Source organism: Kiloniella sp., assembly GCF_048270245.1.
Taxonomy (GTDB): domain Bacteria; phylum Pseudomonadota; class Alphaproteobacteria; order Kiloniellales; family Kiloniellaceae; genus Kiloniella.
On the sequence record NZ_JBLWTH010000003.1, the window covers coordinates 471,141 to 495,314 of the forward strand.

General features: G+C 46.5%; 24 protein-coding genes. 10 read left to right on the forward strand and 14 right to left on the reverse strand.

Annotated features, from left to right (window positions below; genetic code table 11):
* Positions 1-2 precede the first annotated feature (2 nt).
* The 5 genes from ACN0W5_RS09860 to ACN0W5_RS09880 all read right to left on the reverse strand — a co-directional run bounded on the left by ACN0W5_RS09860 (position 3) and on the right by ACN0W5_RS09880 (position 4,731).
* Entirely contained in the window at positions 3-713 is a 711-nt protein-coding gene (locus ACN0W5_RS09860; protein ID WP_417453964.1) for an ABC transporter ATP-binding protein, read from the reverse strand.
* Positions 714-1,460, reverse strand: coding sequence for an ABC transporter ATP-binding protein (locus tag ACN0W5_RS09865; RefSeq protein WP_417453965.1), 747 nt, complete (start codon positions 1,458-1,460; stop codon positions 714-716).
* Entirely contained in the window at positions 1,453-2,469 is a 1,017-nt protein-coding gene (locus tag ACN0W5_RS09870; protein WP_417453966.1) for a branched-chain amino acid ABC transporter permease, read from the reverse strand. The genes ACN0W5_RS09865 and ACN0W5_RS09870 overlap by 8 nt, the downstream gene beginning before the upstream one ends.
* 7 nt (positions 2,470-2,476) lie before the next feature.
* On the reverse strand, positions 2,477-3,403 hold the full coding sequence (locus ACN0W5_RS09875; RefSeq protein ID WP_417453967.1) for a branched-chain amino acid ABC transporter permease: 927 nt from the start codon (positions 3,401-3,403) through the stop codon (positions 2,477-2,479).
* Between the two features lie 140 nt (positions 3,404-3,543).
* Positions 3,544-4,731, reverse strand: a complete 1,188-nt coding sequence (locus tag ACN0W5_RS09880) for an ABC transporter substrate-binding protein (RefSeq protein ID WP_417453968.1) — start codon at positions 4,729-4,731, stop codon at positions 3,544-3,546.
* 481 nt (positions 4,732-5,212) lie between these two features.
* Between ACN0W5_RS09880 and ACN0W5_RS09885 the strand changes: the two genes are divergently transcribed.
* Complete coding sequence (locus ACN0W5_RS09885; RefSeq protein ID WP_417453969.1) at positions 5,213-6,583, forward strand: DEAD/DEAH box helicase; 1,371 nt, start codon at positions 5,213-5,215, stop codon at positions 6,581-6,583.
* 81 nt (positions 6,584-6,664) lie between these two features.
* Here the strand turns inward: ACN0W5_RS09885 and ACN0W5_RS09890 are convergent, their stop codons facing one another.
* Positions 6,665-7,225: a PAS domain-containing protein gene (locus tag ACN0W5_RS09890; RefSeq protein ID WP_417453970.1), complete on the reverse strand. Its 561-nt coding sequence runs from the start codon at positions 7,223-7,225 to the stop codon at positions 6,665-6,667.
* A 227-nt stretch (positions 7,226-7,452) separates the two neighbouring features.
* Between ACN0W5_RS09890 and ACN0W5_RS09895 the strand changes: the two genes are divergently transcribed.
* Positions 7,453-8,118, forward strand: coding sequence for a glutathione S-transferase (locus ACN0W5_RS09895; RefSeq protein ID WP_417453971.1), 666 nt, complete (start codon positions 7,453-7,455; stop codon positions 8,116-8,118).
* A 51-nt stretch (positions 8,119-8,169) separates the two neighbouring features.
* Positions 8,170-8,595, forward strand: a complete 426-nt coding sequence (gene arfB / locus ACN0W5_RS09900; RefSeq protein WP_417453972.1) for an alternative ribosome rescue aminoacyl-tRNA hydrolase ArfB — start codon at positions 8,170-8,172, stop codon at positions 8,593-8,595.
* Positions 8,596-8,618: 23 nt separating this feature from the next.
* Here arfB and ACN0W5_RS09905 read toward each other — a convergent pair whose 3' ends face one another.
* Entirely contained in the window at positions 8,619-9,098 is a 480-nt protein-coding gene (locus ACN0W5_RS09905; RefSeq protein WP_417453973.1) for an Lrp/AsnC family transcriptional regulator, read from the reverse strand.
* A 125-nt stretch (positions 9,099-9,223) separates the two neighbouring features.
* On the opposite strand from ACN0W5_RS09905, the gene ACN0W5_RS09910 reads away from it, so the two are divergent.
* A complete protein-coding gene (locus tag ACN0W5_RS09910; protein ID WP_417453974.1) occupies positions 9,224-9,907 on the forward strand; it encodes an AzlC family ABC transporter permease in 684 nt (227 codons plus the stop codon).
* Positions 9,904-10,203: an AzlD domain-containing protein gene (locus ACN0W5_RS09915; protein WP_417453975.1), complete on the forward strand. Its 300-nt coding sequence runs from the start codon at positions 9,904-9,906 to the stop codon at positions 10,201-10,203. Before ACN0W5_RS09910 ends, ACN0W5_RS09915 begins: the two co-directional genes overlap by 4 nt.
* Positions 10,204-10,269: 66 nt before the next feature.
* Here the strand turns inward: ACN0W5_RS09915 and ACN0W5_RS09920 are convergent, their stop codons facing one another.
* Positions 10,270-10,749, reverse strand: coding sequence for a GNAT family N-acetyltransferase (locus ACN0W5_RS09920; RefSeq protein ID WP_417453976.1), 480 nt, complete (start codon positions 10,747-10,749; stop codon positions 10,270-10,272).
* A 344-nt stretch (positions 10,750-11,093) separates the two neighbouring features.
* On the opposite strand from ACN0W5_RS09920, the gene ACN0W5_RS09925 reads away from it, so the two are divergent.
* Positions 11,094-11,699 carry a hypothetical protein gene (locus ACN0W5_RS09925; RefSeq protein ID WP_417453977.1) on the forward strand — a complete coding sequence of 202 codons (606 nt, stop codon included), beginning with the start codon at positions 11,094-11,096 and terminating at the stop codon, positions 11,697-11,699.
* Positions 11,700-11,722: 23 nt separating this feature from the next.
* On the opposite strand, the gene ACN0W5_RS09930 is transcribed toward ACN0W5_RS09925, so the two are convergent.
* The gene (locus ACN0W5_RS09930; RefSeq protein WP_417453978.1) at positions 11,723-13,399 is read right to left on the reverse strand and encodes a monovalent cation:proton antiporter-2 (CPA2) family protein; all 1,677 of its coding nucleotides are present in this window, start codon (positions 13,397-13,399) and stop codon (positions 11,723-11,725) included.
* Positions 13,400-13,684: 285 nt separating this feature from the next.
* On the opposite strand from ACN0W5_RS09930, the gene ACN0W5_RS09935 reads away from it, so the two are divergent.
* Together ACN0W5_RS09935 and ACN0W5_RS09940 are read left to right on the forward strand one after the other, a co-directional pair.
* Positions 13,685-15,262, forward strand: coding sequence for a gamma-glutamyltransferase family protein (locus tag ACN0W5_RS09935; protein ID WP_417453979.1), 1,578 nt, complete (start codon positions 13,685-13,687; stop codon positions 15,260-15,262).
* Positions 15,262-16,662: a M20 family metallopeptidase gene (locus tag ACN0W5_RS09940; RefSeq protein WP_417453981.1), complete on the forward strand. Its 1,401-nt coding sequence runs from the start codon at positions 15,262-15,264 to the stop codon at positions 16,660-16,662. Before ACN0W5_RS09935 ends, ACN0W5_RS09940 begins: the two co-directional genes overlap by 1 nt.
* Here ACN0W5_RS09940 and ACN0W5_RS09945 read toward each other — a convergent pair.
* The 4 genes from ACN0W5_RS09945 to ACN0W5_RS09960 all read right to left on the reverse strand — a co-directional run bounded on the left by ACN0W5_RS09945 (position 16,659) and on the right by ACN0W5_RS09960 (position 21,145).
* Positions 16,659-18,110 (reverse strand): M81 family metallopeptidase, encoded by a 1,452-nt coding sequence (locus tag ACN0W5_RS09945; RefSeq protein WP_417453982.1) that lies wholly within the window; start codon positions 18,108-18,110, stop codon positions 16,659-16,661. The genes ACN0W5_RS09940 and ACN0W5_RS09945 overlap by 4 nt on opposite strands.
* Positions 18,111-18,187: 77 nt before the next feature.
* Positions 18,188-19,243 (reverse strand): DctP family TRAP transporter solute-binding subunit, encoded by a 1,056-nt coding sequence (locus ACN0W5_RS09950; RefSeq protein WP_299372491.1) that lies wholly within the window; start codon positions 19,241-19,243, stop codon positions 18,188-18,190.
* A gap of 97 nt (positions 19,244-19,340) precedes the next feature.
* Positions 19,341-20,621 (reverse strand): TRAP transporter large permease, encoded by a 1,281-nt coding sequence (locus ACN0W5_RS09955; protein ID WP_417453983.1) that lies wholly within the window; start codon positions 20,619-20,621, stop codon positions 19,341-19,343.
* The gene (locus ACN0W5_RS09960) at positions 20,618-21,145 is read right to left on the reverse strand and encodes a TRAP transporter small permease (protein WP_417453984.1); all 528 of its coding nucleotides are present in this window, start codon (positions 21,143-21,145) and stop codon (positions 20,618-20,620) included. Before ACN0W5_RS09960 ends, ACN0W5_RS09955 begins: the two co-directional genes overlap by 4 nt.
* Before the next feature lie 254 nt (positions 21,146-21,399).
* Between ACN0W5_RS09960 and ACN0W5_RS09965 the strand changes: the two genes are divergently transcribed.
* Together ACN0W5_RS09965 and ACN0W5_RS09970 are read left to right on the forward strand one after the other, a co-directional pair.
* Positions 21,400-22,278: a MurR/RpiR family transcriptional regulator gene (locus ACN0W5_RS09965; protein WP_417453985.1), complete on the forward strand. Its 879-nt coding sequence runs from the start codon at positions 21,400-21,402 to the stop codon at positions 22,276-22,278.
* Between the two features lie 4 nt (positions 22,279-22,282).
* Positions 22,283-23,365, forward strand: a complete 1,083-nt coding sequence (locus ACN0W5_RS09970; RefSeq protein WP_417453986.1) for a D-TA family PLP-dependent enzyme — start codon at positions 22,283-22,285, stop codon at positions 23,363-23,365.
* 28 nt (positions 23,366-23,393) lie between these two features.
* On the opposite strand, the gene ACN0W5_RS09975 is transcribed toward ACN0W5_RS09970, so the two are convergent.
* Complete coding sequence (locus tag ACN0W5_RS09975; RefSeq protein WP_417453987.1) at positions 23,394-24,167, reverse strand: LamB/YcsF family protein; 774 nt, start codon at positions 24,165-24,167, stop codon at positions 23,394-23,396.
* Positions 24,168-24,174: the final 7 nt, after the last annotated feature.

A 24,174-nucleotide genomic window follows, 5' to 3' on the forward strand; every position in this document is an offset into this window, starting at 1 on the left:
AGCTACACCCCCAGATAACGATGTTGCATATCTTCATTTGCCAACAAGTCTTCTGAACTTCCTGACCAGACAACCCGCCCCTTTTCCATCACATAATGTCGATCGGCAATCCGGGCCATGGCCTCGGGGTGTTTATCAATCACAAGAATAGCTTGCCCGGATTTCTTGAGATTATGTTCCAGAACATGCCAGATTTCGTCGCGAATAATCGGTGCGAGCCCTTCGGTCGCTTCGTCTAGAATCATAAAGCTCGGGTTGGTCATCAAGGCACGACCAATCGCCAACATTTGTTGCTCGCCCCCCGAAAGTGTCCGGGCGTATTGTTTGGCTCTTTCTCGAAGACGGGGGAACAGATCCATGACCATATCAACAGACCAAGGATCATCAACACCTGCGTGGTTGGCTGCCGTGGCGATCAGGTTCTCAAGCACGGTCAGATTTGAAAAAACCTGCCGACCTTCGGGAACATAGCCAATACCCAACTGCGCAATATTATGACTTCTGAAGTCCTGAATAGCGACGCCACCAAAAGTGATCTCACCCCTTTTCGCAGGTGTAAGCCCCATGATTGAACGAACGGTAGTGGTTTTCCCCATACCATTCCGCCCCATAAGGGTCACGACCTCTCCGGCCTTTATTTCCAGATTAACGCCAAACAGAACCTGACTGGGGCCATAACTGGTTTCAACGCCTGAAAGCTTCAAATCCCCCACTTAATAGTCCCCCAAATAAGCACGTCGTACCTCGGGGTGGTTCTTAATCTCGGCGGAAGTTCCCGTTATCAGCACCTGCCCTTTGACCAAGACGGTGATCATATCGGCAAGGGCAAAGACAACATCCATGTCGTGCTCGACCAACAGCATGGTTACATCACCCTTTAAAGGACGTAAAAGTTCCATCATCCGAAGAGATTCCGATTGCCCCATACCCGCCATAGGCTCATCCAACAACAACATGGACGGCGCAGTTGCCAAAACCATGGCCAGCTCCAATTGCCTTTGTTGCCCATGAGCCAGATCCATAACCGGACTATCGGCAAAATCAGAAAGCCCGACACGTTCCAGTATTTTCCGTGCAGGGATGCGTAAACTGTGATCTTTGCGCGCGTTATCCCAGAAGCGGAAACTGTGTCCCTGTTGGGACTGTATTGCCATCGCCACGTTATCTTCAGCGGTAAATTCAGGCAGCAAGCTTGTGATTTGATATGACCGCTGCAAGCCCGACCTCGCACGTTTATCCACGGGCCAACGGGTTACATCTTGCCCATCAAAACGAACACGCCCTGTATCGGATTGCAGTTCACCGGACAGCTGAGCAATTGCCGTGGATTTGCCCGCCCCATTCGGACCAATTAATCCGTGAATAGTGCCACGCTTCACCGAAAAAGTGAGACCGTCACTTGCAGCAATAGCCCCAAAACATTTGGTCAGACTTATGACTTCGAGAATAGGGTCAGCCATTATCTGCTCCTTTCCCGATCAAAAGGCCATAAAGCCCCTTACGAGCGAAAAGCACAATCAAGACCAGCATCGGTCCCAGAAAAATCATCCAGTGCTCTGTCCATCCCGCCAAAACTTCTTCCATCATCAACAAAGCGGCAGAGCCAAGAACCGGACCTATAAGAGATCCCATACCGCCGAGAATAACCATAATCATAATTTCACCAGAACCGGTCCAATGCATCAGACCGGGGCCGACAAACTCGGTATGGTTCGCCAGTAAAGCGCCTGCAAGCCCGGCGATCATGCCTGACAATACGAATGCGATTAGCTTGTATCGATAGACGGGATACCCCAGCGCCTTCATTCTGACTTCGTTCTGTCGACACCCGCGCAGAACCATGCCGAAACGACTTTTGACAATCCGAGAACAACACCACAAACACAGAAGCAAGAGAATTAGACAGGTGAAGTAAAAGCTTTTGGCATCATAAAGATCCAACAGAGGAATTTCACTTCTCTCCCAGATATTAAGACCGTCCTCACCGCCATAGGTAGGAATAGAGATCATGAAAAAGTACAACATCTGTGCAAAAGCCAGCGTTATCATAATGAAATAAACGCCTGTTGTTCGCAGGCTTAACGCCCCGATAATCAACGCCAGCAAACCACTAAAAATCATTGCAAGCGGCCATTGGATAAAAGCCTGTGTTGTCCCTTGCCATTCCCCGGGCAAAAAGGCCACAGCGGTGCCTTCGTAGCTGTGATGGGTCAAGATGCCAACAACATAGGCCCCCAAACCAAGAAACGCACCGTGGCCAAAACTGACCATCCCACCATACCCAAGGATGAGGTCCAGACTGACTGCCACAAGCGCATAAATCAGAATACGGCTAGCGATATCAACCAAAAAAGGCTCGTCGAAGAGGCTGGCAAGAAGTGGAACAGTAAAAAGAATCAAAAGCCCAACCAGAGAAACAATCTTTGTTCTTAAGCTAGCCTCAGCACCTATAATTTTATTCAAAAACATATGCCAGCTAGCTCCCGTATGCCTGGAACAAACCACGTGGTTTCCAGATCAGCACCACAGCCATCAGGACATAGATCGCAACAGACGATACGGAAGCAGCAACAGTATCAGCAGATGCAGGATCAAGAAGTTCGCGCATGATGGTTGGTAAAAAAGCACGCCCATAGGTATCAACCATCCCCACCAGTAATGCACCAACTAACGCACCACGGACAGAGCCAATCCCCCCAATAATAATAACCACAAAGGTAAGAATCAGAATTTTCTCGCCCATACCGACCTCGACCGCAAGCATTGGTCCAGCCAAGGCCCCGGCAAGTCCAGCAAGCATCGCCCCCAAACCAAAGACAATCGTATAAAGCTGATCGATGTTCACCCCCAAGGCACCAACCATTTCACGGTGTGTTGCCCCTGCCCGTATTAACATGCCAACACGGGTATGAATAATCAGATGCCGTAGTAGTAATGCAACGACTAGCCCCGCCCCGATAATAAAAAGTCTATAGGATGGATAAGGTGCGCCGGGAATAAATTCCAAAGTTCCAGAAAGAAGTTCCGGCGTTGACAGAAACAGCGCCTGAGGCCCCCAGAGGATTTTAACCAGCTCATTAAAAAACAGGATCATGCCAAAGGTCGCGAGCACCTGATCAAGATGATCGCGGTTGTAAAGTCTGCGCAAGGCAGAGAATTCCAATAGCATGCCAGTCAGTCCCGCCGCCGCCAAAGCAGCAAGAATACCAAGGGTAAAACTGTCGCTCGCCTGTGTCACACTGGCTGCCACATAAGCCCCGATCATATAAAGAGACCCGTGAGCAAGATTAATGAGGTGCATAATGCCAAAAACCAGCGTCAAACCCGCTGCCATCAGGAAAAGCATCACCCCCTGTTGCAGCCCATTCAGCGACTGTTCCAGAAACAGCTCAATCGTTAACATGAATACATTCCATACACACCCAATTAGGCCAGACACGCCAGAGCCGGTTGCTTACAATTCCCGGAAAGGAAAACCTTTTCCAAGAGAAGCAACCGGCCCTGTCTATCAATTAAGGGCCTATCAAATAAGGCTTACTATATTTAAAGCTTACACTCGGCTGCATAAGCATCCTGATGAGCTGTAAAAACTTTGCTCACAATCTTGTTCGTTACGGTATCCCCGTCTTTATGAACAATGCGGACATAAATATCCTGAACCGGATGCTGGTTTGATCCAAATTTGAAATCACCCCGCACAGAGTCAAACTCAGCTTTTCGAAGTGCATCCCGGAACTTGTCATCATCGGAAAGATCACCGCCAACCGAACGCACAGCTGAATCAATCAAAAGCGCAGCATCATAGCCCTGACTTGCATAAAGGGATGGGTTGCGACCATAAGCTTCCTTGAAAGCCTTCACAAAAGATACATTTGCCGGATTATCAATGTCCTTATTCCATTGAGATGTGTTGTAAACACCAATTGCTGCATCACCAACAGCTTTCAAAATCCCCTCATCGAAAGAGAACGCCGGACCGAAAAGAGGTGTTTCTCCGCTGAGGCCAGCTTGGGAATATTGCTTCACAAAGTTGATGCCCATCCCGCCCGGTAGGAAGAAATAAACCGCATCCGGTTTCGCCGCGCGCAGGTTCGCCAGCTCCGCAGCATAATCGACCTGACCAAGTTTCGTATAAACTTCCCCTGCTACGTCACCTTTATAGAAACGCTTAAAGCCTGCAATTGCATCTTTACCCGCAGGATAGTTCGGGGCCATCAGGTAAACGTTTTTCAGCCTCTTATCTGTCACATATTGCCCCGCAGCTTCGTGAAGATTATCGTTTTGCCACGCCACATTGAAATAATTTTTATCGCATTTTTTACCAGCCAAGGCAGATGGGCCTGCATTCGGGCTGATGTAAAACTTACCTGCTCGGGTCACACTTGGCACAACGGCCATTGCGAGATTAGACCAGACAATACCCGTCACGATATCAACATCGTCCTGCTTGATCATGCGGGTTGCGATTTGCTTTGCGTTGCCAACCTTACGCGCATCGTCCACTTCAATTACTTGTGTTTCGACACCGCCAAGCTGACCATCTTTCATTTTCAGGCCAAGCATAAAACCATCGCGGATATCAATGCCAAGACTGGCTCCGCCCCCGGAAAGTGTTGTGATCATCCCAATTTTCAAAGGCTCCGCAGCCTGAACAGCCGGAGATGCAAAACCTGCACTTAGTGCCATTGCACCAGCCATAAACAATGGTAACAGATGTTTTTTATTTTTCATTTTTCGCCCCTTGAAAAACAAGCCAAGAACTTGTCTTGTCATTACGGCCCAAAGCCTATGCAGCCCGGAACCTCCCTATATTATTATGGCGAACACGGTAATCGAAGGGGTCAGAACAGGCAACTTTTTATCACCAAGACCAATAGATACGCAGCTTTACTCCCCAATAAACGCTCTCGTTCAGGTATTGATCTGTGCCTCTTTATTTATAAATGTATAGTTACAACGCATAGGGGCCATGCAAAAGATATCGGTGGATCGGGCTTGACCCAACGAGAGCCTTCCTATAGTTAAACGTCACTTCGCGAAAAATCGAGGTGTTTCGGCACGTGTTTTTTCGCTCTGATGGGATTGCGTAATAATCCCGCCTAGATCGATAGCGCTTATCCTTGTGTTGGACATTGATGTCTCCAAAAGTGCGGCGAAGAGCTAGATTGATCCAGGTATAGCCTTCACCATGCTTTTAAAGGAACTTTCCTGCATGACTCAGTTTTCCGAGCTCAATCTGATTGAGCCGCTTCAACGTGCTATCGACGCACAAGGTTTCACCACGCCGACTGCTATTCAGTCCAAGACTATTCCTGCCCTTATGGAAGGCAGAGATGTTATTGGCCTTTCCCAAACAGGTGGTGGTAAAACAGCAGCCTTCGTTCTTCCGCTACTACAGCGCCTGTACGAACGAAAAGAGCGCTATGTTGCCAACCATCCCCAGGCTTTAATTCTTGCACCAACACGTGAAATTGCGATGCAAATCGGCCACGTTCTTCGTGATCTGTCCAAGTTTTTGCCTATCCGCTACACAACAGTCACGGGTGGTGCACCAATGTTCCCACAGTTCCGCGACCTTAATCGCGGCGTAAATATTCTTGTGGCAACACCTGGCCGTTTGATCGACCACGTAAAACGCGGATCTGTTAAGTTCGATCACACAACAACCCTTATTCTTGATGAAGCAGATCGCATGCTCGATCTTGGTTTCTCGGATGAAGTGATTGAAATCGCAAACAGCCTGCCAAAAGAACACCAGACCGTTCTTTTCTCTGCGACAATGCCAAAGTCTGTTGATCGCCTGATCAAGCAGCTTTTGACGAATCCCGTTCGTATTGAAACAGCAAAAGAATCAACAACAGCCGCGAACGTTACCCAACGTGCGTTTTATGTTCACGGCGGACAGAAGCAAGCGCTCCTAAGCCACATTCTGGACAAACACCCTGGCGAACGCGTTCTTGTTTTCATGCAGACAAAAGCAGAGTGTGACCGCTGGTCCGACGCCCTTCGCGAAGATGGCCGTCGTGTGGATGCAATTCACGGTGACAAGCAGCAACGCATTAGAACCAAGGTGATGAATAAATTCCGTCGCGGCGATATTGATGTGCTTGTTGCAACCGATGTTGCAGCCCGCGGTATCGACGTACAGGGCATTAAGATTGTTGTGAATATCGATCTACCTACTGACCCGGAAAATTATGTGCACCGTATTGGCCGTACAGGTCGTGCCGAAGCCACTGGTGATGCCTATTCATTTTGCTCACCAAAAGAAATCGGCACTCTGAAACGCATCGAAAAATCTATCCGTCAAGATATCACCGTTGAAAAGGATCACCCTTTCCACGTTGAAATCAGCATGCGCGATGCAAATTCTCAGCGACCAAATAACCGTCGAGGCAAGAGCTTCGGCAAACCCGGTGGCAACCGCGGTCGTGGTGGCCCAGGCCGTAGTGGTCCTGGCCGCAATGGTCCAGCACGTGGTCGTACAGGTAACAACGAAGGTGGATTTGGCGGACGTCAGGCTCAAAATGCCAATGGTGAAAACAGATCCCAAAAAAGATTCACCAAACGTCAGGCCGCATAACGTACCCGGCAAACGGCACACGAACACAAAGAAGGCTGCTCATCGGGCAGCCTTTTTTACGTGTAGAAATAACAAAAATATTTACTTCAAGTGAATAAAATCCGTATAAGCCACAACCATATTAACGGTTTCACCATCATCCGACAGCGGTAACAAAAGAGCATCCCCTTGCCACAAATTCGGGATATCTGACGGAATACCTTCTCGATCATAAACCGGGCACTTCTTTTCAGATACAATTCGATAGTTAGTCAAAACGTCTTCAATCGTCGCACCAAAACTTCCTTTTGCAACAGATTGCCCGGTCGGATCAAATCCGCGTGCTTCCACCTCTTTGGTACCAACAAGACGGTATATAAAATCAAGTGGCTGTCGTTTTACATCCACCAAAATAATGCTCGAAAGAAACACTTTCATTTCAATGGGGTCAAGATCAGCACGCGAAGGCATTACACGCCCTTTGCGCTTTGAATCCCAGTACGCGTAGAATGCCCGAATACTTTCCGGGCAGCTGTCCAGAAAATCCAGTGTTGTTATTCTATCATATTCCGGTTTCATTCTATTAACTGGCCCATCAACTTGCACTGCAACTGCAGCTATCCACCCTGTTTCAACTCTATGCCCCGTTACATTCTTGCGCATGCAACCAAACTATTATCTTGACCGAACGAAAGCAGATAAAGATTTCAAACAGTTAACCTGCATATCGTAATTTTATACTTACATATAGATTTCATAGCTATTCGCAATAGTACCTAGAGAATTATTTCCCATTTTTTCAAGAATATTTCTCTTGGAGATAAGATATTGAAACAACAGACATATGACGGTAAAAACTATAGGTACTCACGATTAGGGCACTCCTAAACATGTCTCACAAAATCCCCTTACTATACAGTTTCAGACGCTGCCCCTATGCCATGCGGGCAAGACTCGGCTTACAAAGCAGCCATCAAATTTGTGAGTTAAGGGAGATCGTTTTGCGAGATAAGCCCACTGAAATGCTTCTGGCCTCACCGAAAGGAACAGTTCCAGTTCTACTGCTTCCAAATGGCGACGTAATAGAAGAAAGCTTGGATATCATGCTTTGGGCTCTCAATAAAAATGACCCCGAAAATTGGTTATCGCCACAAACAGCTACTCTCGAAAATATGCTGGATCTCATTAATCGGTGTGAAGGCGAGTTTAAAGGACATCTTGACCGTTATAAATATGCCCCGCGTTACGAAGGAGCTGACCCAATTGCCCACCGTACTCTCGCTGAAAATTACTTGAATGAATTAAATACCATGCTCACAAAAAGTAACTTTTTGTTTGGCGCTCAGAGATCACTTGCGGATATGGCCATCGCACCTTTTATCAGACAATTTGCCAATGTTGACCGTACATGGTTTGATCAAACAGATTATCCGCAATTGAAAAACTGGCTCGCTGATTTTCTAGACTCACCCCGGTTTAAAAGCATTTTGACAAAATACCCAGTCTGGAATGCAGGCGATCCCGTTACATACTTCCCAGAAGGGGCAACTCTGTAAGATATATGGATGGCCAACTTCTAAACACTTGATAACCTTCTATAGGCTTTCATGCTTAAAATAACAAACACCATCCAGATTGCCGAAGAAGAGCTACAGGAAACCTTCATCAGGGCCTCAGGCTCTGGCGGCCAGAACGTCAACAAAGTTTCTTCGGCAGTCCAGTTACGATTTAATGCAAAGCTTTGCCCTGCGATTTCTGTATTTGTCTTTAACCGCTTAAAAAATCTCGCCAGCCACCTGATGACCCAAGATGGTGAGATCCTAATTACGGCAAACAGCCACCGTACTCAGGAACGCAACCGCCAGGATGCACGCGACAGACTTACCGATTTAATCAAAAAAGCCACCGTACAACAAAAATCGCGCCGCCCGACCAAACCGTCAAAGTCCGCAAAAACCAAGCGGACAGATAAAAAGAAACAACGCGGTGCGATCAAAAAAGACCGCGGCCGGGTTTCCAAATCAGACTACTAACCTGATCTTCTTTGTGAATTAATTCAACTTCTATCAATCTCATCGTCTTTTAACATCGGGACAAAAGTCGTTGCTTTCACGCGGGAAACGGCAATTGATGTTTGGAAGCGCCGTACATTACTGTCATTAAAAAAGAAACGATGGGTGAAGGCTTCGTAATCTTTCATATTCTTTGCGATGACAATAAGTACAAAATCAGAGCCTCCCGCCACGCAATAACAATGCTGAACCTGCGGTTCTTTTTTTGCGCGTCGTTTAAAAGCATCCGTCTCGTCAATTCGGTCACGTTCGAGATCGACAGAGATTACGGCCGTCACCTCATAACCAACAGCTTCTGGATCAACAATCGCATTTTCTGATTGGATAACCCCGCTTTCACGCAAACGTTTTAAACGTCGCTGAACCGATGCAGTCGATGCATTTGCTTTTTCCGAGAGCAGAGCTATTGGCGTACGCGCATCTAACTGAAGCTCTTCCAATATCCGTTTATCAACATTATCCATATTATTTCAATCATAATTATAAAATATTAGATCTTATTTAATCACATATAGACATTTAACGATACAAAACAATCTTTCTATCTTGATACCTTTGAAGCCTCTTTAAACACTTTTTGGTAATTTTAATGAAACAAGGCTTTATAAGTATTTTGCCATTAGCTGCTGGTGCTGCCGCCTATGGATTTGTCTTTGGCGTTATTGCCGCACAACTTGATTTCCCGTGGTGGGGCATCGCCTTAATGAGTGCCTCGGTACATGCGGGCTCATCCCAGATTGTCGCGGTAGAGCAATTCGCATCAGAAGGATTTGTGATTGGTGCCGTCCTTGCTGGCTTGGCGCTGAATATGCGATATCTCGGCATCATAGCCTCACTCAATTCAGTCCTCAAAGAGGTTCCCCTTCTTCAACGTCTTTTTGCCATTCACATTACAAGTGATGAAAACTGGGCTTTAACTTTTGCAAAGAAAGCAAAAGATCCCTCAATTGGCGCCCCCTTCTTAATTGGGTCAGGCTTAACGATGTTCGTCACATGGATTGTTTCGACAACAGGCGGCGCTTTACTCGGACAATCGATACCTAATCTCATTGAATATGGCCTGGGCTTCGCCTTTACAGCCGCCTTTATCGCCATGGCTCGTGCAATGTGGCGTAACAAACAAGACACCCTGCCCTGGATTATTACATTCATCGTCACGGTTGTTCTTATCCGTCTATCCTTGGGAAGTGCCTTTGCCATTATTGCGGGCAGTATCGCTGGTGTTATCACAACAGGCCTAACACAACAGATAACGAGGAAGGTTGCAGCATGACTGATGCACAATGGCTTTTGATAGGAACACTGGCTTTTGGTGCCTATTCGATCCGATTTTTGGGACTGGTAAGCGGGCAACTGATAAGTGAGCACAAATACCTGAACAAGTTCCTCACCGATTTGCCAGGCTGTTTGATTGTCGCATTGATCGCGTCCTCTCTCGCAGGGGAGAATACGATCACTTGGATAGCAGCGGCGATTACCTTGGCGATTGCTTTAATGACAAATCATGTCGTGATGACTATGACTTTCGGCTTTATCACAATATTCACTTTAAACCATTATTTTGTATAGCCGACTTTAATATAGGTAATCACTTTATTATGAAGCTGGAAAAATCAAGACGACAAAGCCTCGTGTCTAGATATCCAGCTTCATAAACACCTCGTCACTTAAAGTAATAGCCCCCAGATTTTTATAAAATTTTTGAGCTGAGGGATTATTGGCCCAGACAGTCCAAACAAGGAGATCACAGTCATTCTCGCGACCGACTTGACGAAGCTCCTTGATCATCATTTTCCCAATACCCTTCGACCGCCATCCTTCACGTACGAACAAATCAGTCATGAAGATCATGCCTTGAAAACTATCTGCCCAAAATCCGAAATTGTAGATCACATAGCCTACAGGTTTCCCCTCATTCTCAGCCAATAATGCAGAAAAAATCGGCTTATCCCCAAAGCCATGCTTTAAGAGTTGTGCGAGACTGGCCTCAGTATCAAAGCCTGATCGCTCTTCTCCTAATGCGGTAAGATGGTTTGCAAATTCTTCAGCCATACTCACAAGCGCCAACATATCAGTACGATTTGCTATGCGAATAAAAACACTCTCGGATACCATCTCATCTGTCCTTTTAATGGCTGAGAAAATGACGACAGGAATATTTCATATAATTAAAAAGATAGCTTTTAACACGAATTGCACAGTACAATTGATACAATTGACATTTTAAAGCTTGGTTATTACGCACAATGCCATCAAAAATATGCGTTAGAGAATATATATCCCGTAGGACAAGTAGGGTTCTTTTTTTCTTTATAACTATTTTTATATTCTTTATTTCCGCAACAAACACCCAAGCCAACGTTAAAACGATTAAGATAGGCGTCAGCCATTTCCCTCCCTTTTTTACAATCGAACAAAACCGTCCCCTGAGTGGCCTTGGGATAGACCTGATCACAGCGATGAACGACATCCAGCCTGATTATCGATTTGAAATCGTAGAATCAAGCCCACGCCGCCGCCATACGATGTTTGAAAAGGGCCTGTATGATGTTTCGCTGTTTGATCATCTAGAATGGGGATGGAACCCTGAAGAAGTTGATGCAACAAAAGTGTTTCTTAAAGGTGGAGAACGTTACATAACTGCACGCGTGCCTAAAGGTACCCACAATTTCTTCACCGATGTTTCTTCAAAAAAAATCGGTGCCATCCTTGGATATCACTATCGCTTTGCAAACTTTGAAACTGATCCGGAGAAGCTAAAAAAGCGTTTTGATATAAACTTGGTCACATACCAAGAACAGATAATCAAACAAGTTTTGTCTCATCGCATACAAATTGGCGTTATCACGGAAACTTTTCTCAAAAAATATCTAAGAGAAAATAGCGAGGATCGGGAAAAAATCACTATTTCTGATACTTACGATCAGGAATACAACTTTATCGGTATTGTCAGAAAAAAGGCGTTGATATCAGCTTCGGAGCTGGAACAAATTATTGTTTCTGTTACCAAAAGCCCTAAATATCAGTGGATCTCGGACCAATACGGCATAAAGTGGCAAAATTGAAGCAGAAGAGCTAAAAAAAAGCCCTAGAGTTTGTGATAGTCCCTGAGCTTCTCGTAATCACCTTCACGAAGATACTCAAATAACGTACGTCTTTCTTCTTCTCCAACCCCGGCAGCCTCTAATGCTGATGCCCCCAATCTCAGACTAGCTTCAACTGTTTCCGGTATCGCGTGGGACGCACCAAGCTCTGTAAAGTGGTCCGCATCCGGCCAATCCCTGACCCTTACATGTAACGGTACATCTGGATAGAACCGCTTCATTGTGCGCACGACACCTTCGGCTGCTTTATAATTATCCAGTGTAATTACAACCAAACGCGCCCGTCCGGCCCCAACAGACTTTAAAATCTCGGGACGACTAGCATCACCAAAAAGCACGTTATAACCCAGCCGACGTCCACTCGCGACTTTTTTGGCGTCCATGTCAATTGCAACCGTCGCGACATCAACCTTCCTCAGCATCCCTGCGATCACTTCGCCAACACGTCCAAATCCAGCGACAATAACGGGACGTTCAGGTACAGGTTCCGAGACTTCCATCGCGTCTGACGCGGGGGATTTAAGCCATTCAGCCAATAGCTCCCCGGCTTTGACCATCATTGGCGTTGTCACCATACTCAAAACGATGACAGCAATCAGGGTTTCCATCATACCTTCAGGTAACAGATTCAAGCTATCACCCAGCGTGAACAACACAAATCCGAATTCTCCCGCTTGCGAAAGCAAAAACCCACACTTAACTGCGATCGACAATGGGGTTTTCCATATCTTTGCCAACACAATAATGACCAAGGCTTTGACAATGATAAGGGCAAGGGCGCCAAAGATCACAACTTCCAGATTATCAAAGACCGTTCCCGGCACAAATGACATGCCCACACTCATAAAAAAGAGCCCGAGTAACAAACCACGGAATGGCATGACATCTGCTTCGATCTGTTGTTTGTACTCTGATTCTGAAAGCAGCACGCCCGCAATAAAAGCGCCCATCGCCATGGAAAGCCCAACCAGTTCCATAATCCAGGCAAAGCCAAGTACGAGCAAAAGGGCCGTTGCGACAAAAACATCGCTATTCTTGCTATGCGCGATGGCATGTAACATCGGGTTAATTGCATAACGCCCGGCAACAAGGACAGAAATAAAAATGCCCACGGCTTGTAAAAGCGCAAACCCCATGGAAACCGAAAACCGCATCTCGCCGTAGGACAACAATGGCAAAAGGATCAGCAAGGGAACAACTGCTAGATCCTGAAAAAGAAGAATGGAAAAACTGGTTCGCCCCCAATGGCTGGTTGTCTGATGCTGATCCGCAAGAATTTGAACCCCAAAAGCCGTGGAAGAAAGCGCGAGACCAAAACCAACAACCAATGCTGTTTCCCGCGCAAGGCCAAAAGCAAAATAACTAAAGACCGCAATAAGCAACCCTGAGACAAAAACCTGTAGGCCACCCAAGCCAAACACCAGCTTTCGCAAAACCCAAAGACGTTGGGGTTTAATTTCGATTCCAATTAAAAACAGAAGAAAAACAACGCCAAATTCACCAATATGGCGCATATAGTCAGCATCGTTTACGAGGCCAAAACCCGCGGGACCGATAACTGCCCCTGCTGCGAGATACCCAAGAACGGACCCAAGACCCAGTCGGCTAAACAACAAAACCGCCACCACGGATGCTGCCAGCAACGATACGATCTCGATCATTCTTCTCCCTCTCCCCCGACACAAATTTTTTAAGTGCTATTCATACCGGTATAATCAATTTGCGTTCAATTTTGACAAAGTGCTTTTGTCTGATTTTCTTATCATATCGTCAGAATAAATATATATGGTTAATTTCAAGAATCGGTGTTCTCTCCCCTATTCTGCCACTTGATTTTTTTTGTCAGAGCAAATCTTTGACCTCTTCCCATAAAGCCGCCAGAATAGTGGTCCAACCAAAATAGCCTTCCAAAAATTCATATAATTTACACCTAACGAGTACGCGTCATGTCACATAGTTTTTCCATTTCACAATCCGTCAAAAAACCAGCGATCAAATCAGCGGGCGGTGTTGTTGCAGCACAACACATAACCGCAGCAAAAATAGGAACAGAAATTCTTGAACAAGGAGGGGATGCTGTTGATGCAGCCGTCGCCGTTTCTTTTGCTATGGGGGTATTAGAACCCTGGATGAGTGGCCCTGCGGGTGGTGGCGCCATGATGATATGGCGAGAAGAAGAACAAAAAGCTTACGCGCTAACCTATGGTATGAAATCACCAAAATCTCTGGACCCTGGCGCCTTCCCACTATCAAAAGACGGTAAAGCCGCCGACCTTTTCCCCTGGCGTGCTGTCGAAGGTGACCTGAACGTACAGGGACCACTTTCCATTGCGGTTCCCGGCACTGTTGCTGGCGCAGGAAAAGCCCATTCTGCATTTGGTAAAATGCCATGGAAAGACCTGTTACAACCAGCCATCAAAGAAGCAAAATCCGGATTGCTTGTTGATTGGTATGCCGCCCTTATCATTGCCTCGGCAACGCGCGCACTATCCAAAGATCCGCACGCAGCGGCGACTTTTCTCGAAGATGGCCAATGGCCAACCATCGCTGGCTGGACCGCACTATCAGAAAAACGAATAGATCAATCTCTATTTGCCGGCACACTCAGTCGCTTGGCTGATCAGGGACCGGACGATTTTTATAGCGGCGATATTGCGGCAACCATGGTCAAAGATATTCAAGACAAAGGTGGTTTTTTGTCATTAGATGACCTTGCCTCTTATGCCATTGAATTCGAAGATCCACTGACAATCCCCTACCGAAACAGTCGTGTATTCGCAACACCGACATTGACTGCTGGGCCGACCCTTGCGGATACACTTGGGCAGATGGAAAAACTATTTACCCCGGGCTCCACACCATCACCGGAGAGCTTCAATGCCTACGCCGAAGCTTTAAACAATGCCTATAAAAGAAGACTGACATCCATGGGAGATCAGGATGCCCCCCATGCGCCATCATGTACCACACATTTTTCCGTGGTAGATCGCCACGGCAACATGGTTTCCATGACTCAAACTCTACTGTCTCTTTTCGGGTCACGTGTCGTATCCCCCAACACAGGACTTCTGATGAACAATGGCATCATGTGGTTTGATCCTGAACAAGGGCACCCCAACTCTTTGGCTCCCAACAAACGCTGTTTGATGAATGTCTGTCCGGTGATTGGTGAGCAAGGCAATCAACGCTTTGCTATTGGCGCTTCGGGGGGACGAAAAATCATGCCCGCTGTTATGCACCTGACCTCGTTCATGACCGACCATGGCATGAGCTTAGAAGACGCTTTTCATCACCCCAGAATGGATGTGTCCGGGGGGGACGTGATCATTGCCGACGAAGACCTTGATCCAGAAATTATTTCAGCGCTATCTCAAAAACACGATGTTACGACAACAAAACGAACTGTATTCCCCTATGCCTTTGCCTGCCCCGCGGGCGTTTCCAGAGAGAGCGGTGTGAATTCCGGATGTACCGAAATTATGTCGCCGTGGGGTGATGCTGTCGCAGAAGAAGGTGTGAAATAATGGCGACACGTGACGCAACCATCAAAAGGGCAGAAAGCTATTATGATGATGGTCAATTTCTCACAGATTTGGAACGTCTCATTGCCGTTGAAACTGAAAGCCAAAACCCAGATCAATACACAGAACTTCACAGGTACCTGAACGAAGCGATAACACCGCTACTCAATAAGCTGGGTATCATCAGCAAAATATACGAAAACCCCGCCCCTTCGGGGGGACCTTTTTTGGTTGGTGAACGGATCGAAGCACCGGGTCTACCAACGGTTCTGACTTATGGTCATGGGGATGTCATTCGCGCACAAACAGAGCAGTGGCAAGATGGATTACATCCCTTCAAGGTAATTACGCGGGGCGATAAAATTTATGGCCGGGGAACCGCCGACAACAAAGGACAACACCTGATTAACCTCGCCGCATTGTCGTGCCTTCTTGCAGAAAAAGGATCACTTGGTTTTAACTTAAAAATCATCATAGAAACATCAGAAGAAACAGGCTCTGCTGGCCTTGCCGACTTCTTTGAAAGCCACAAAGAACTCTTAAAGGCCGACGTTTTGATTGCGTCTGATGGTCCCAGATTACAACCAGATACGCCAACGTTGTTTATGGGCACCCGTGGGGCAATCAATTTCGATCTATCGGTCAACTTGCGCGAAGGCGCCAACCATTCCGGCAACTGGGGCGGATTGTTGGCTGATCCTGCTATAATATTATCCCACGCAATTGCGTCTATCACAGATGCGCGTGGCCAAATACAAATTCCTGAATGGCGGCCAACAAGCTTGACCGAGGACGTTAAGAATACTCTCGAAGGCTTACCAATTGATGGCGGACCAGAAATAAATCACGACTGGGGAGAAGAAGGACTTGATCCGGCACAACGGGCCTTTGGATGGAACTCATTCGCTGTACTTGCGATGAAAAGCGGTGTTCCCGAAGCCCCAGTTAATGCCATATCTGGTCAGGCAAATGCCCATTGTCAGCTACGGTTTGTTGTCGGAACCGATCCTGATAATATATTACCAGCCTTACGGCGACACCTCGATGAAGCTGGATTTTCTACTGTAGAAATCATTCCCAGTAAGGAAGCATTCTTTAAAGCAACCCGGCTTGATCCAGACCATCCTTGGGTTAGCTTTGTAGCAAAATCCATAGAAGAAACCAGCGGAAAGAAAGCCCACATTCTCCCAAACTTGGCTGGCTCTCTTCCCAACGAAACCTTTAGCGAAATTCTTGGCCTCCCGACGGTATGGATCCCACATTCCTATGGTGGCTGCTCGCAACATGCTCCCAATGAACATCTACTCCAACCGATTGTCAAAGATGGCCTCAGAAATATGGCTGGGCTTTTTTGGGATCTATCCGAGGCAGACTTATCCGGAGCAAACAGGGGCACCTTCTAGCCAGAAAGATCTGTCCTAGGCCAGATATCGGTGCGGGCATACTTGTAGTCTGTGGTTTTAGGATCATTTGGGTAAGGTCCATCAACACTGGCATAGAGTATGTCCGACGCCACAGGTTCAAAACCATCATAAAAGTGGTTGGTGGATTTGATCGCCAAGATCTTTTTTGACTTGGGGTCAACACCAAGATTTCGAAATAAACTCGGGTCAAAGCTCTGGCTGCGGTTGGAATTAAGGATGACCGTAATCCCCATATAATCAATCGCAACACTATCCCCCAGCGGAACAATAGATTCACCAAAATCCTGCGTCGCATCCAAAACGATTTTGAGAACCTTTACATCCCCATCAATCGGTGGGCCAGCTGTATCCGACATTTTGCTACCGAAGCGTAGTTTAAGCGTCGCCCCTTCACCCGCAGAAATACACGTTTTCACAGCCATCGGATCCCAGATGGTGCCGACAGCGGCATCAAAGGCTTCCTGTTCCACCAATGTGCGGAGAAGAATTGTTGAATCACCCGGCACACCTCCTCCTGGATTATCCCAGACATCAGCAATAACAATGGGACCACTCGGGGCTTTTTTAGCCCGAACAACAGCCTCGGTAGGTGATAAAAATTCCGGACGGGTTGTTCCACGGAATGAAAACAATTCCCGGCTGAGATCATAAGCCAACGTTTGGGCGAGGTTCTTTTCACGGTCAGCGACGATTAGTATTTTCGTCCCCATATCCGGCACATCACCAGCCATAAAACCATGAATGACCGAGATCGAAAGAATACCCTCTTTTCCTTCTAGCGACTTTATCTTGTCAACGAAGCTTCGCATTGGCTCTCGACTTGTCGGCAGCACTTCGATCATGTTGCAATCAGCCACATGAAGTTCGGGGGAAACCTGTTTCTTAACTGTTCGAACCACCAGATCAACACAATCTTCAGCACATTCGACAAAATCTGTATGTGGAAATTCCTTGAAAGCAACCAGTACGTCTGCTGCATCCGTTCGCTTTTCCGAAAGATGGCTATGGGGATCGAGTGTCGCGCCAATAATGACATCTGGGCCAACGATTTCCCGAACAGCCTTTAGTAGTGTTCCTTCACAATCCTGACAGTTCTGCGCCACCATTGCCCCGTGCAAACCAAGAACGACGGCATTAACAGGAAGCGCAGATCGTAATTGATCCAAAACCTCTTCCCTCAAGCCATCCCAGGTTTTTGAATTAACAATTCCTCCCGGCTCTGCCCAAGTTGCCGTTCCTTCGACAAGATCCCACCCTTCTTCCTTTGCTCGACGGCGGCAGACAGGAAACACCGCACTACACAAGGTTGGGGTTTCAGGATGATCCCCCGGTCCAGCATAAAAGCTTTCCTTAAAGTCACTGAGATCAGCACGCAGAGGAGAAAAGGTATTTGTCTCAGTCGCGATAGATGCGCAAAATATCCGCACAGGAAAACCTCTTAAATTAATATTTGAAAATACTCTAAAAGGAACCCGGGGGAAAAGCCCCCCGGATCAATCGGTAATTATTTCAGATAATTACGTGTATTGGCTTTACCCAATTCTTCTTGAAAAAGGTCCATAAGAGTAACACCTTTTTCACCAAGCGTTTCTTCGACATGCTTCAACACAACCGGTTGTGCGGCTGCTTTAAACTCACTACGGGCTTCAGCTGATAAAGCTGTCACATCGATTTTATCTTTCAGACCGGCTAAACCACGATCAGAAGCCTCAATCACACGACTTAATCCACGGCTAGCAACAACACAGGAATTCGCAGCATAATTAAGGACACGCTGCTCATCGGCACTCAAATCATCCCAAAATGCTTTTGAGACCATGAAGGTATAAGGCGCAAACAGATGATTGGTCAGTGTCATGTACTTCTGAACTTCAGCAAATTTGGCGAATGAAATAATCGGCACTGGGTTCATCTGGCCATCGATAACCCCAGTCTGCAGTCCGGAATAAACCTCGCCCCATGCCAGTGGATAGGCTTCACCACCAAGCGATTGAATAATTTTCTGATGCGAAGGCAACGTCATTGTACGAACACGAATTCCCTTGAAGTCTTCAAGGTTTTCAATTGGGTGTTTAGAGTTTGTAACTGCAAAGAAACCACCTGTATCCGGAAAGCCAAGTACCTTCACGCCGCTAACAGTTTCTTCGATATCCTTGGAAAGTTGTGCACCAAAAGGACCATCAAAAACATCATACGTTGCCGCGTTATGATCAAAAGCAAAAGCCAAGTTCAGAACATCAATACGCGGATAATAAGACGAAATTGCACCTGTTGAAGTCAGGGTCGCCTGAATGACGTTATCCCGTACCAATTGAACGTGTTCTTTCGCAGAACCGAGCTGGTTTGAAGGATACACTTCAACTTCAATTGAACCATTTGTATCAGCTTCGACAATGTTGGCAAAAACAGCTGTACAAGCGTGCGCAGGATTTTCAAACGGGTCCATTTTGTTGTCATGGCCGAACTTTAGAACTTTTGTATCAGCCATCGCCCCGGTGACACCAGAACAAAGCAATGCACCGACAGCAACAGAAGTTGCAACTTTTTTTAGTAATTTCATCTTATGTCTCCCTTAAGATTATATTTCTTTTTCCCAAACGTGCGTCTGTAACTTCAAAAAGGTGAAGGAGCAGTCGCCACTCCTTATCTCGCGGGGATCAGGCGAACCCCAATAATCGCGGAAGGGCCAATGCTAGGTCCTCCCAAAAAGCAAAAATGAACAGAATGACTACTTCTGCAATCAAGAAGGGCCAAAGTTTTGCGGCGATACGCTCTAACTTCTCCCCCGTCACAGACGACAGGACAAAAAGGCACGCCCCCACAGGCGGCGTCATCAAAGATATGTTCAAGGCCAAAACAAAAATGATCCCCGCATGAATAGGCTCCAGCCCTATTTGTTCCGTCAAAGGGACAAGAACAGGGGCAAGCAAGATCAATATGGCCGTGATATCCATGATCATGCCAATTGCCAAAAGCAGCACGATAACCAATGCGATAATGATGTAAGGGTTGTTCGATATAGATAATATCGCTTCGGCAATCTCCTGAGGAATGCGATTAAAGCTCATCCACCACCCCAGGATCGCTGCAAACGCAATAATGACAAAGATCACACCCGTAATTCGGGCTGTGCGTATCAACATTCCAATAAAGTCAGGAACTGTAATCGCCCGATAGACAACGACACCGATAAAAAGTGCATAGCCAACAGCAATAGAGGCAGCCTCTGTCGGCGTAACAATGCCGCCAAGAATACCGCCTAGAATGATAATTGGCATAAAAAGCGCCAGAATAGAGGATTTAAAGATCTGCCAGAGCTCTTTCAGGCTGGATCTTTCCTCTGCTTCGGGAAGGTTATTCGCTTTAACCCCAACAGCAATCACGATCATACAAACAATACAGATCAATAATCCCGGTAAAATTCCCGCCGCAAACAGTCCTCCGATAGACACCCCCATCAAAGAGCCATAAACAACCATTAACCCAGAAGGCGGAATGGTTGGCCCAATAATTGATCCCGCCGCAGTCACCGCACAAGCATAATCCCGGCTATAGCCACGCTTGACCATTGCGGGGACTAACGTCTTACCAAAGGCGGCTGCATCCGCAGTCGCCGCCCCGGTCAACCCGGCAAAGAAAACAGATGCCAACATATTGGTGTGCGCCAGACCACCACGGAAATGGCCAACCAACGCCTGAGCCAGATTCACCAAACGATGGGTAATTCCGGTATGATTCATAATCTCACCCGCAAGGATGAAAAAAGGCATCGCCAAAAATGGGAAGATATTTAACCCGTTAAACATTTTACTTGGGGCAAGCGCAAAGAAAGCACCACCGCCCATGTCAATCAAGCCAATCACACCAGCCAGCCCTAGGGCAAAACCAATTGGCATACCAATCAAAACTAAAACAACAAACGCAATCCCGACAATCATTGTACTGCCCCCGCCCCAGATGACAGGCTATCATTCGGATCAATAATTACTTCGCCTTGATCCCTCATCGCGACCAACAAAACCTGAACGGCTGCAACCGCAGAAGCCACTGGTATCGCCGCAAAGGGCATTGCCAATGTCATGCCGAAAATCATTGCTTGTCGATTCCCCCCCCCGATAGCGAAATCAATTCCGTACCAGCAAAGAAAAGCAAACAAAGCAAAAGTTATGACATCCACAAGAACAAGCAATGGTCGACGAATGCCTTGGGGTAATCGATCAATTAAAATAGAGAGGCCAATGTGTTCACGCCTTGCAATACCCGCAGATATTGCTAACAGCGCAGCCCAAATCATCAGATATCGGGCTAAAACTTCCGGCCAAGGCAGTTGCCAATGGAAAAGGTAACGATCAACAACACCTAGCCATACATCTAAAACCAATAACAGCATCAGTAAGGCGACAATGCGTTCAACCGCCCAGTTCAACCTTTTACTGGCTTTTGCAGCGAAAGCTTTCATCATCCCTCCTAGAAATGTAATTTAACTACATCTACTGCTCAGAATCGGTATATGTAAAGTAAAATTACGTAAATAAACTTCATAAAGAGTAAATTTAGCGTAGTTTTATAGATACTTCCTGATATTATTACAAAAAATGATTATTTGTGTAATTTAACTACGTAGTATATTGTTTATGAACAATACGACTAGATACAAAGCAATTACACTCAGTTTACGCACAAGAAACTTAAATACGAACAACCAAGGACATACCATTGGCGGCTACTTTTGATCTCATAACTAAAATAAAAAAAATGGACGGTAGTTTTAAAGCACGCGAACAACAAGTGGCCACCTATGTACTTAATAACCTAGAAAGTGTTAGCCAAATAAGTGTTAATTCACTGGCCAAGTTTAGTAACGTCAGCGAACCAACCGTTATTCGCTTCTGCCGTAAGCTAGGCTGTGATGGCTTCAAAGATTTCAAAATTCAGCTGGCGCAAAACGTTGCTGTCAGCATGCAGTACCTTTCGCGCTCGGATAAAACCGTAACGTCAGCAGACAGCACGATTGATCAAGTCCTTGATGCCCTAATATCAACAACCGAAATTGCAAAAAACCAAATTAATCCCGATGAAATATCGAACGCTGTCAATGCCCTTGCTCGTACAAAAACACTTATTTTTTGTGGTGTCGGCGGCGGATCAACAACAGTTGCTTTTGACGCAGCAAACAGGTTTTTCCGTCTTGGCATTACCGCCCTATCCCTTAATGACGCCTATTTACTTAGAATGCACGCTGCAACACTAGGTCCCGATGACCTCATGTTTTTCATTTCATCAACAGGCACCCCTAGGGCTCTTATAGATACGGCAAAAATTGCCAATCAATACGGTGCCACAACCATGTGCCTGACAAAGCCAAATTCAGAACTGTCGCAAGTTTGCTCTCTCACCGTTGGTCTGGAACTTCCTGAAGACCCTGACATATATAAACCAACAGCATCTCGCCTGGTTTTTCTTGCCGTCATTGATGTCCTCGCAGCCTCTGTCGCACGTAAAATGCCCGAAAAAACCAAAGAAAAGCTACGTCGAATCAGGGCCTCTCTTACAGCTTTGCACGGGAACACAGACCCACAGCCAATCGGGGATTGATGGAATGGATTACTCTGTCGAAACAAAACCATCCATGATCGATGAAATTTCAACTCCCGCCGTCTTGATCGACGTTGCGATTGCCCAAAAGAACATAGAAAAGTTGCAAGGGCATTGTGATCAGCACGACATTCTATTACGCCCTCACATCAAAACACATAAGCTACCATGTATGGCCAAGCGTCAAATTAAAGCCGGGGCAATTGGCATCACCTGTCAAAAAATCGGTGAAGCTGAAATCATGGCAGCATCGGGCATCAATGATATCCTCATCACCTATAATATTGTTGGAGATCAAAAATTAAATCGACTGGCTCAACTCGCTCAAAAATGCACTTTATCAGTGGTTGCCGACAATGAATACGTAATTGAAGGGCTAGCAAGAACCTTTACAAAAGAAGAAAAACCTCTGGAAATTTTAATCGAATGTGATACCGGGGCAAATCGATGTGGCGTACAATCTGCTGAAGAGGCACTTCACCTCGCCCGCCTAATTCACAATGCAAGCGGTCTCTGCCTTGGCGGCCTGATGACCTACCCCCCTATGGGTGATCAAAGAGAAGTGAATAATTGGCTCAACAAAGCTAAAGATCTGATAGAAAATAATGGACTTCCTTGCCCCAAGATAAGTAATGGCGGCACTCCAAACATGTGGCGTTCTCAGGAAGTACCTGTCGCAACAGAACATCGATCAGGCACCTATATCTATAACGACAGATCCCTGATCGAAGCTGGCTTGTGTGCGATTAGTGATTGTGCAGTTACCATCAAAACAACCATCGTCAGTAAACCAACAAAAGATCGGGCCATCATTGACGCAGGTTCAAAAATGCTGACATCCGACCTATTGGGCATGGAGGGCTTCGGCCTCATCAAAGAAGCACCAGATGCAAAAATCACCAGCCTTAGCGAAGAACACGGCATCCTTGACCTTAGTAACAGCTCATGGTCACCCAAAGTCGGGGATCAAATACATATCATTCCCAACCATGTATGTGTTGTGTCCAATATGGTCGACTACGTGTATTTGATAGACGGCACTAAAGTTAAAAAAACGATGGTAAGTGCCAGAGGGCTGGTAACTTAAGCTATAAGCCAACTTCAGTTATGGCCCTCTACATCCCCATAACTTCTGGTAAAGATGTCAGTTCAAATCCGGCCTGTTCCAGCCTTTCTTTTACACGACGAGCAATTGCGACTGCTTCGGCAGTATCCCCGTGCACACATACACTATGTATTGGGGTATCAATCCGCTTGCCCGATGGTGTTATAATTTTGCCCTCTTGTACAAAAGAGAGAATTTGATCTGCCGATTGTTCAGGGTCATGAATAACGGCATGGGGTTCAGACCTTGGGGTCAAATTTCCGTTCTCGTCATAGGTTCTATCAGCAAAAATTTCGCCGGCCGTGGGCAGACCTAATTCAAGACCAGCCTTACATAAACAAGATCCAGCTGTCGCCAACATGATAAGAGATGGATCAACCGCGGCAATCCCACGCGCTATGGCAAGCGACATTTCCATATCAACAGCCGCCATATTATTGAGGGCACCATGAGGTTTCACATGAGTAACTTTCGTGCCCTGGCTCTTTGCAACGGCCATCAAGGCACCGATTTGATACACGATCATAGCTTCCAATTCAGAAAGCGGAATGTGCATTTTACGCCGACCAAAGCCCTGTAGATCTGGAAAGGCCGGGTGCGCGCCGATGCTCACGCCCTTTTCTTTGGCAAAGCGCGTAACATCAGACATGACCAAGGGATCACCCGCATGGTAACCACACGCAATATTGGCTGACCCAATAATATCCAGCATCGCAGTATCATTCCCGATGGAATACATGCCAAAGCCTTCGCCCATATCCGCATTTAAATTAATTTTTCCCATGTGTAGT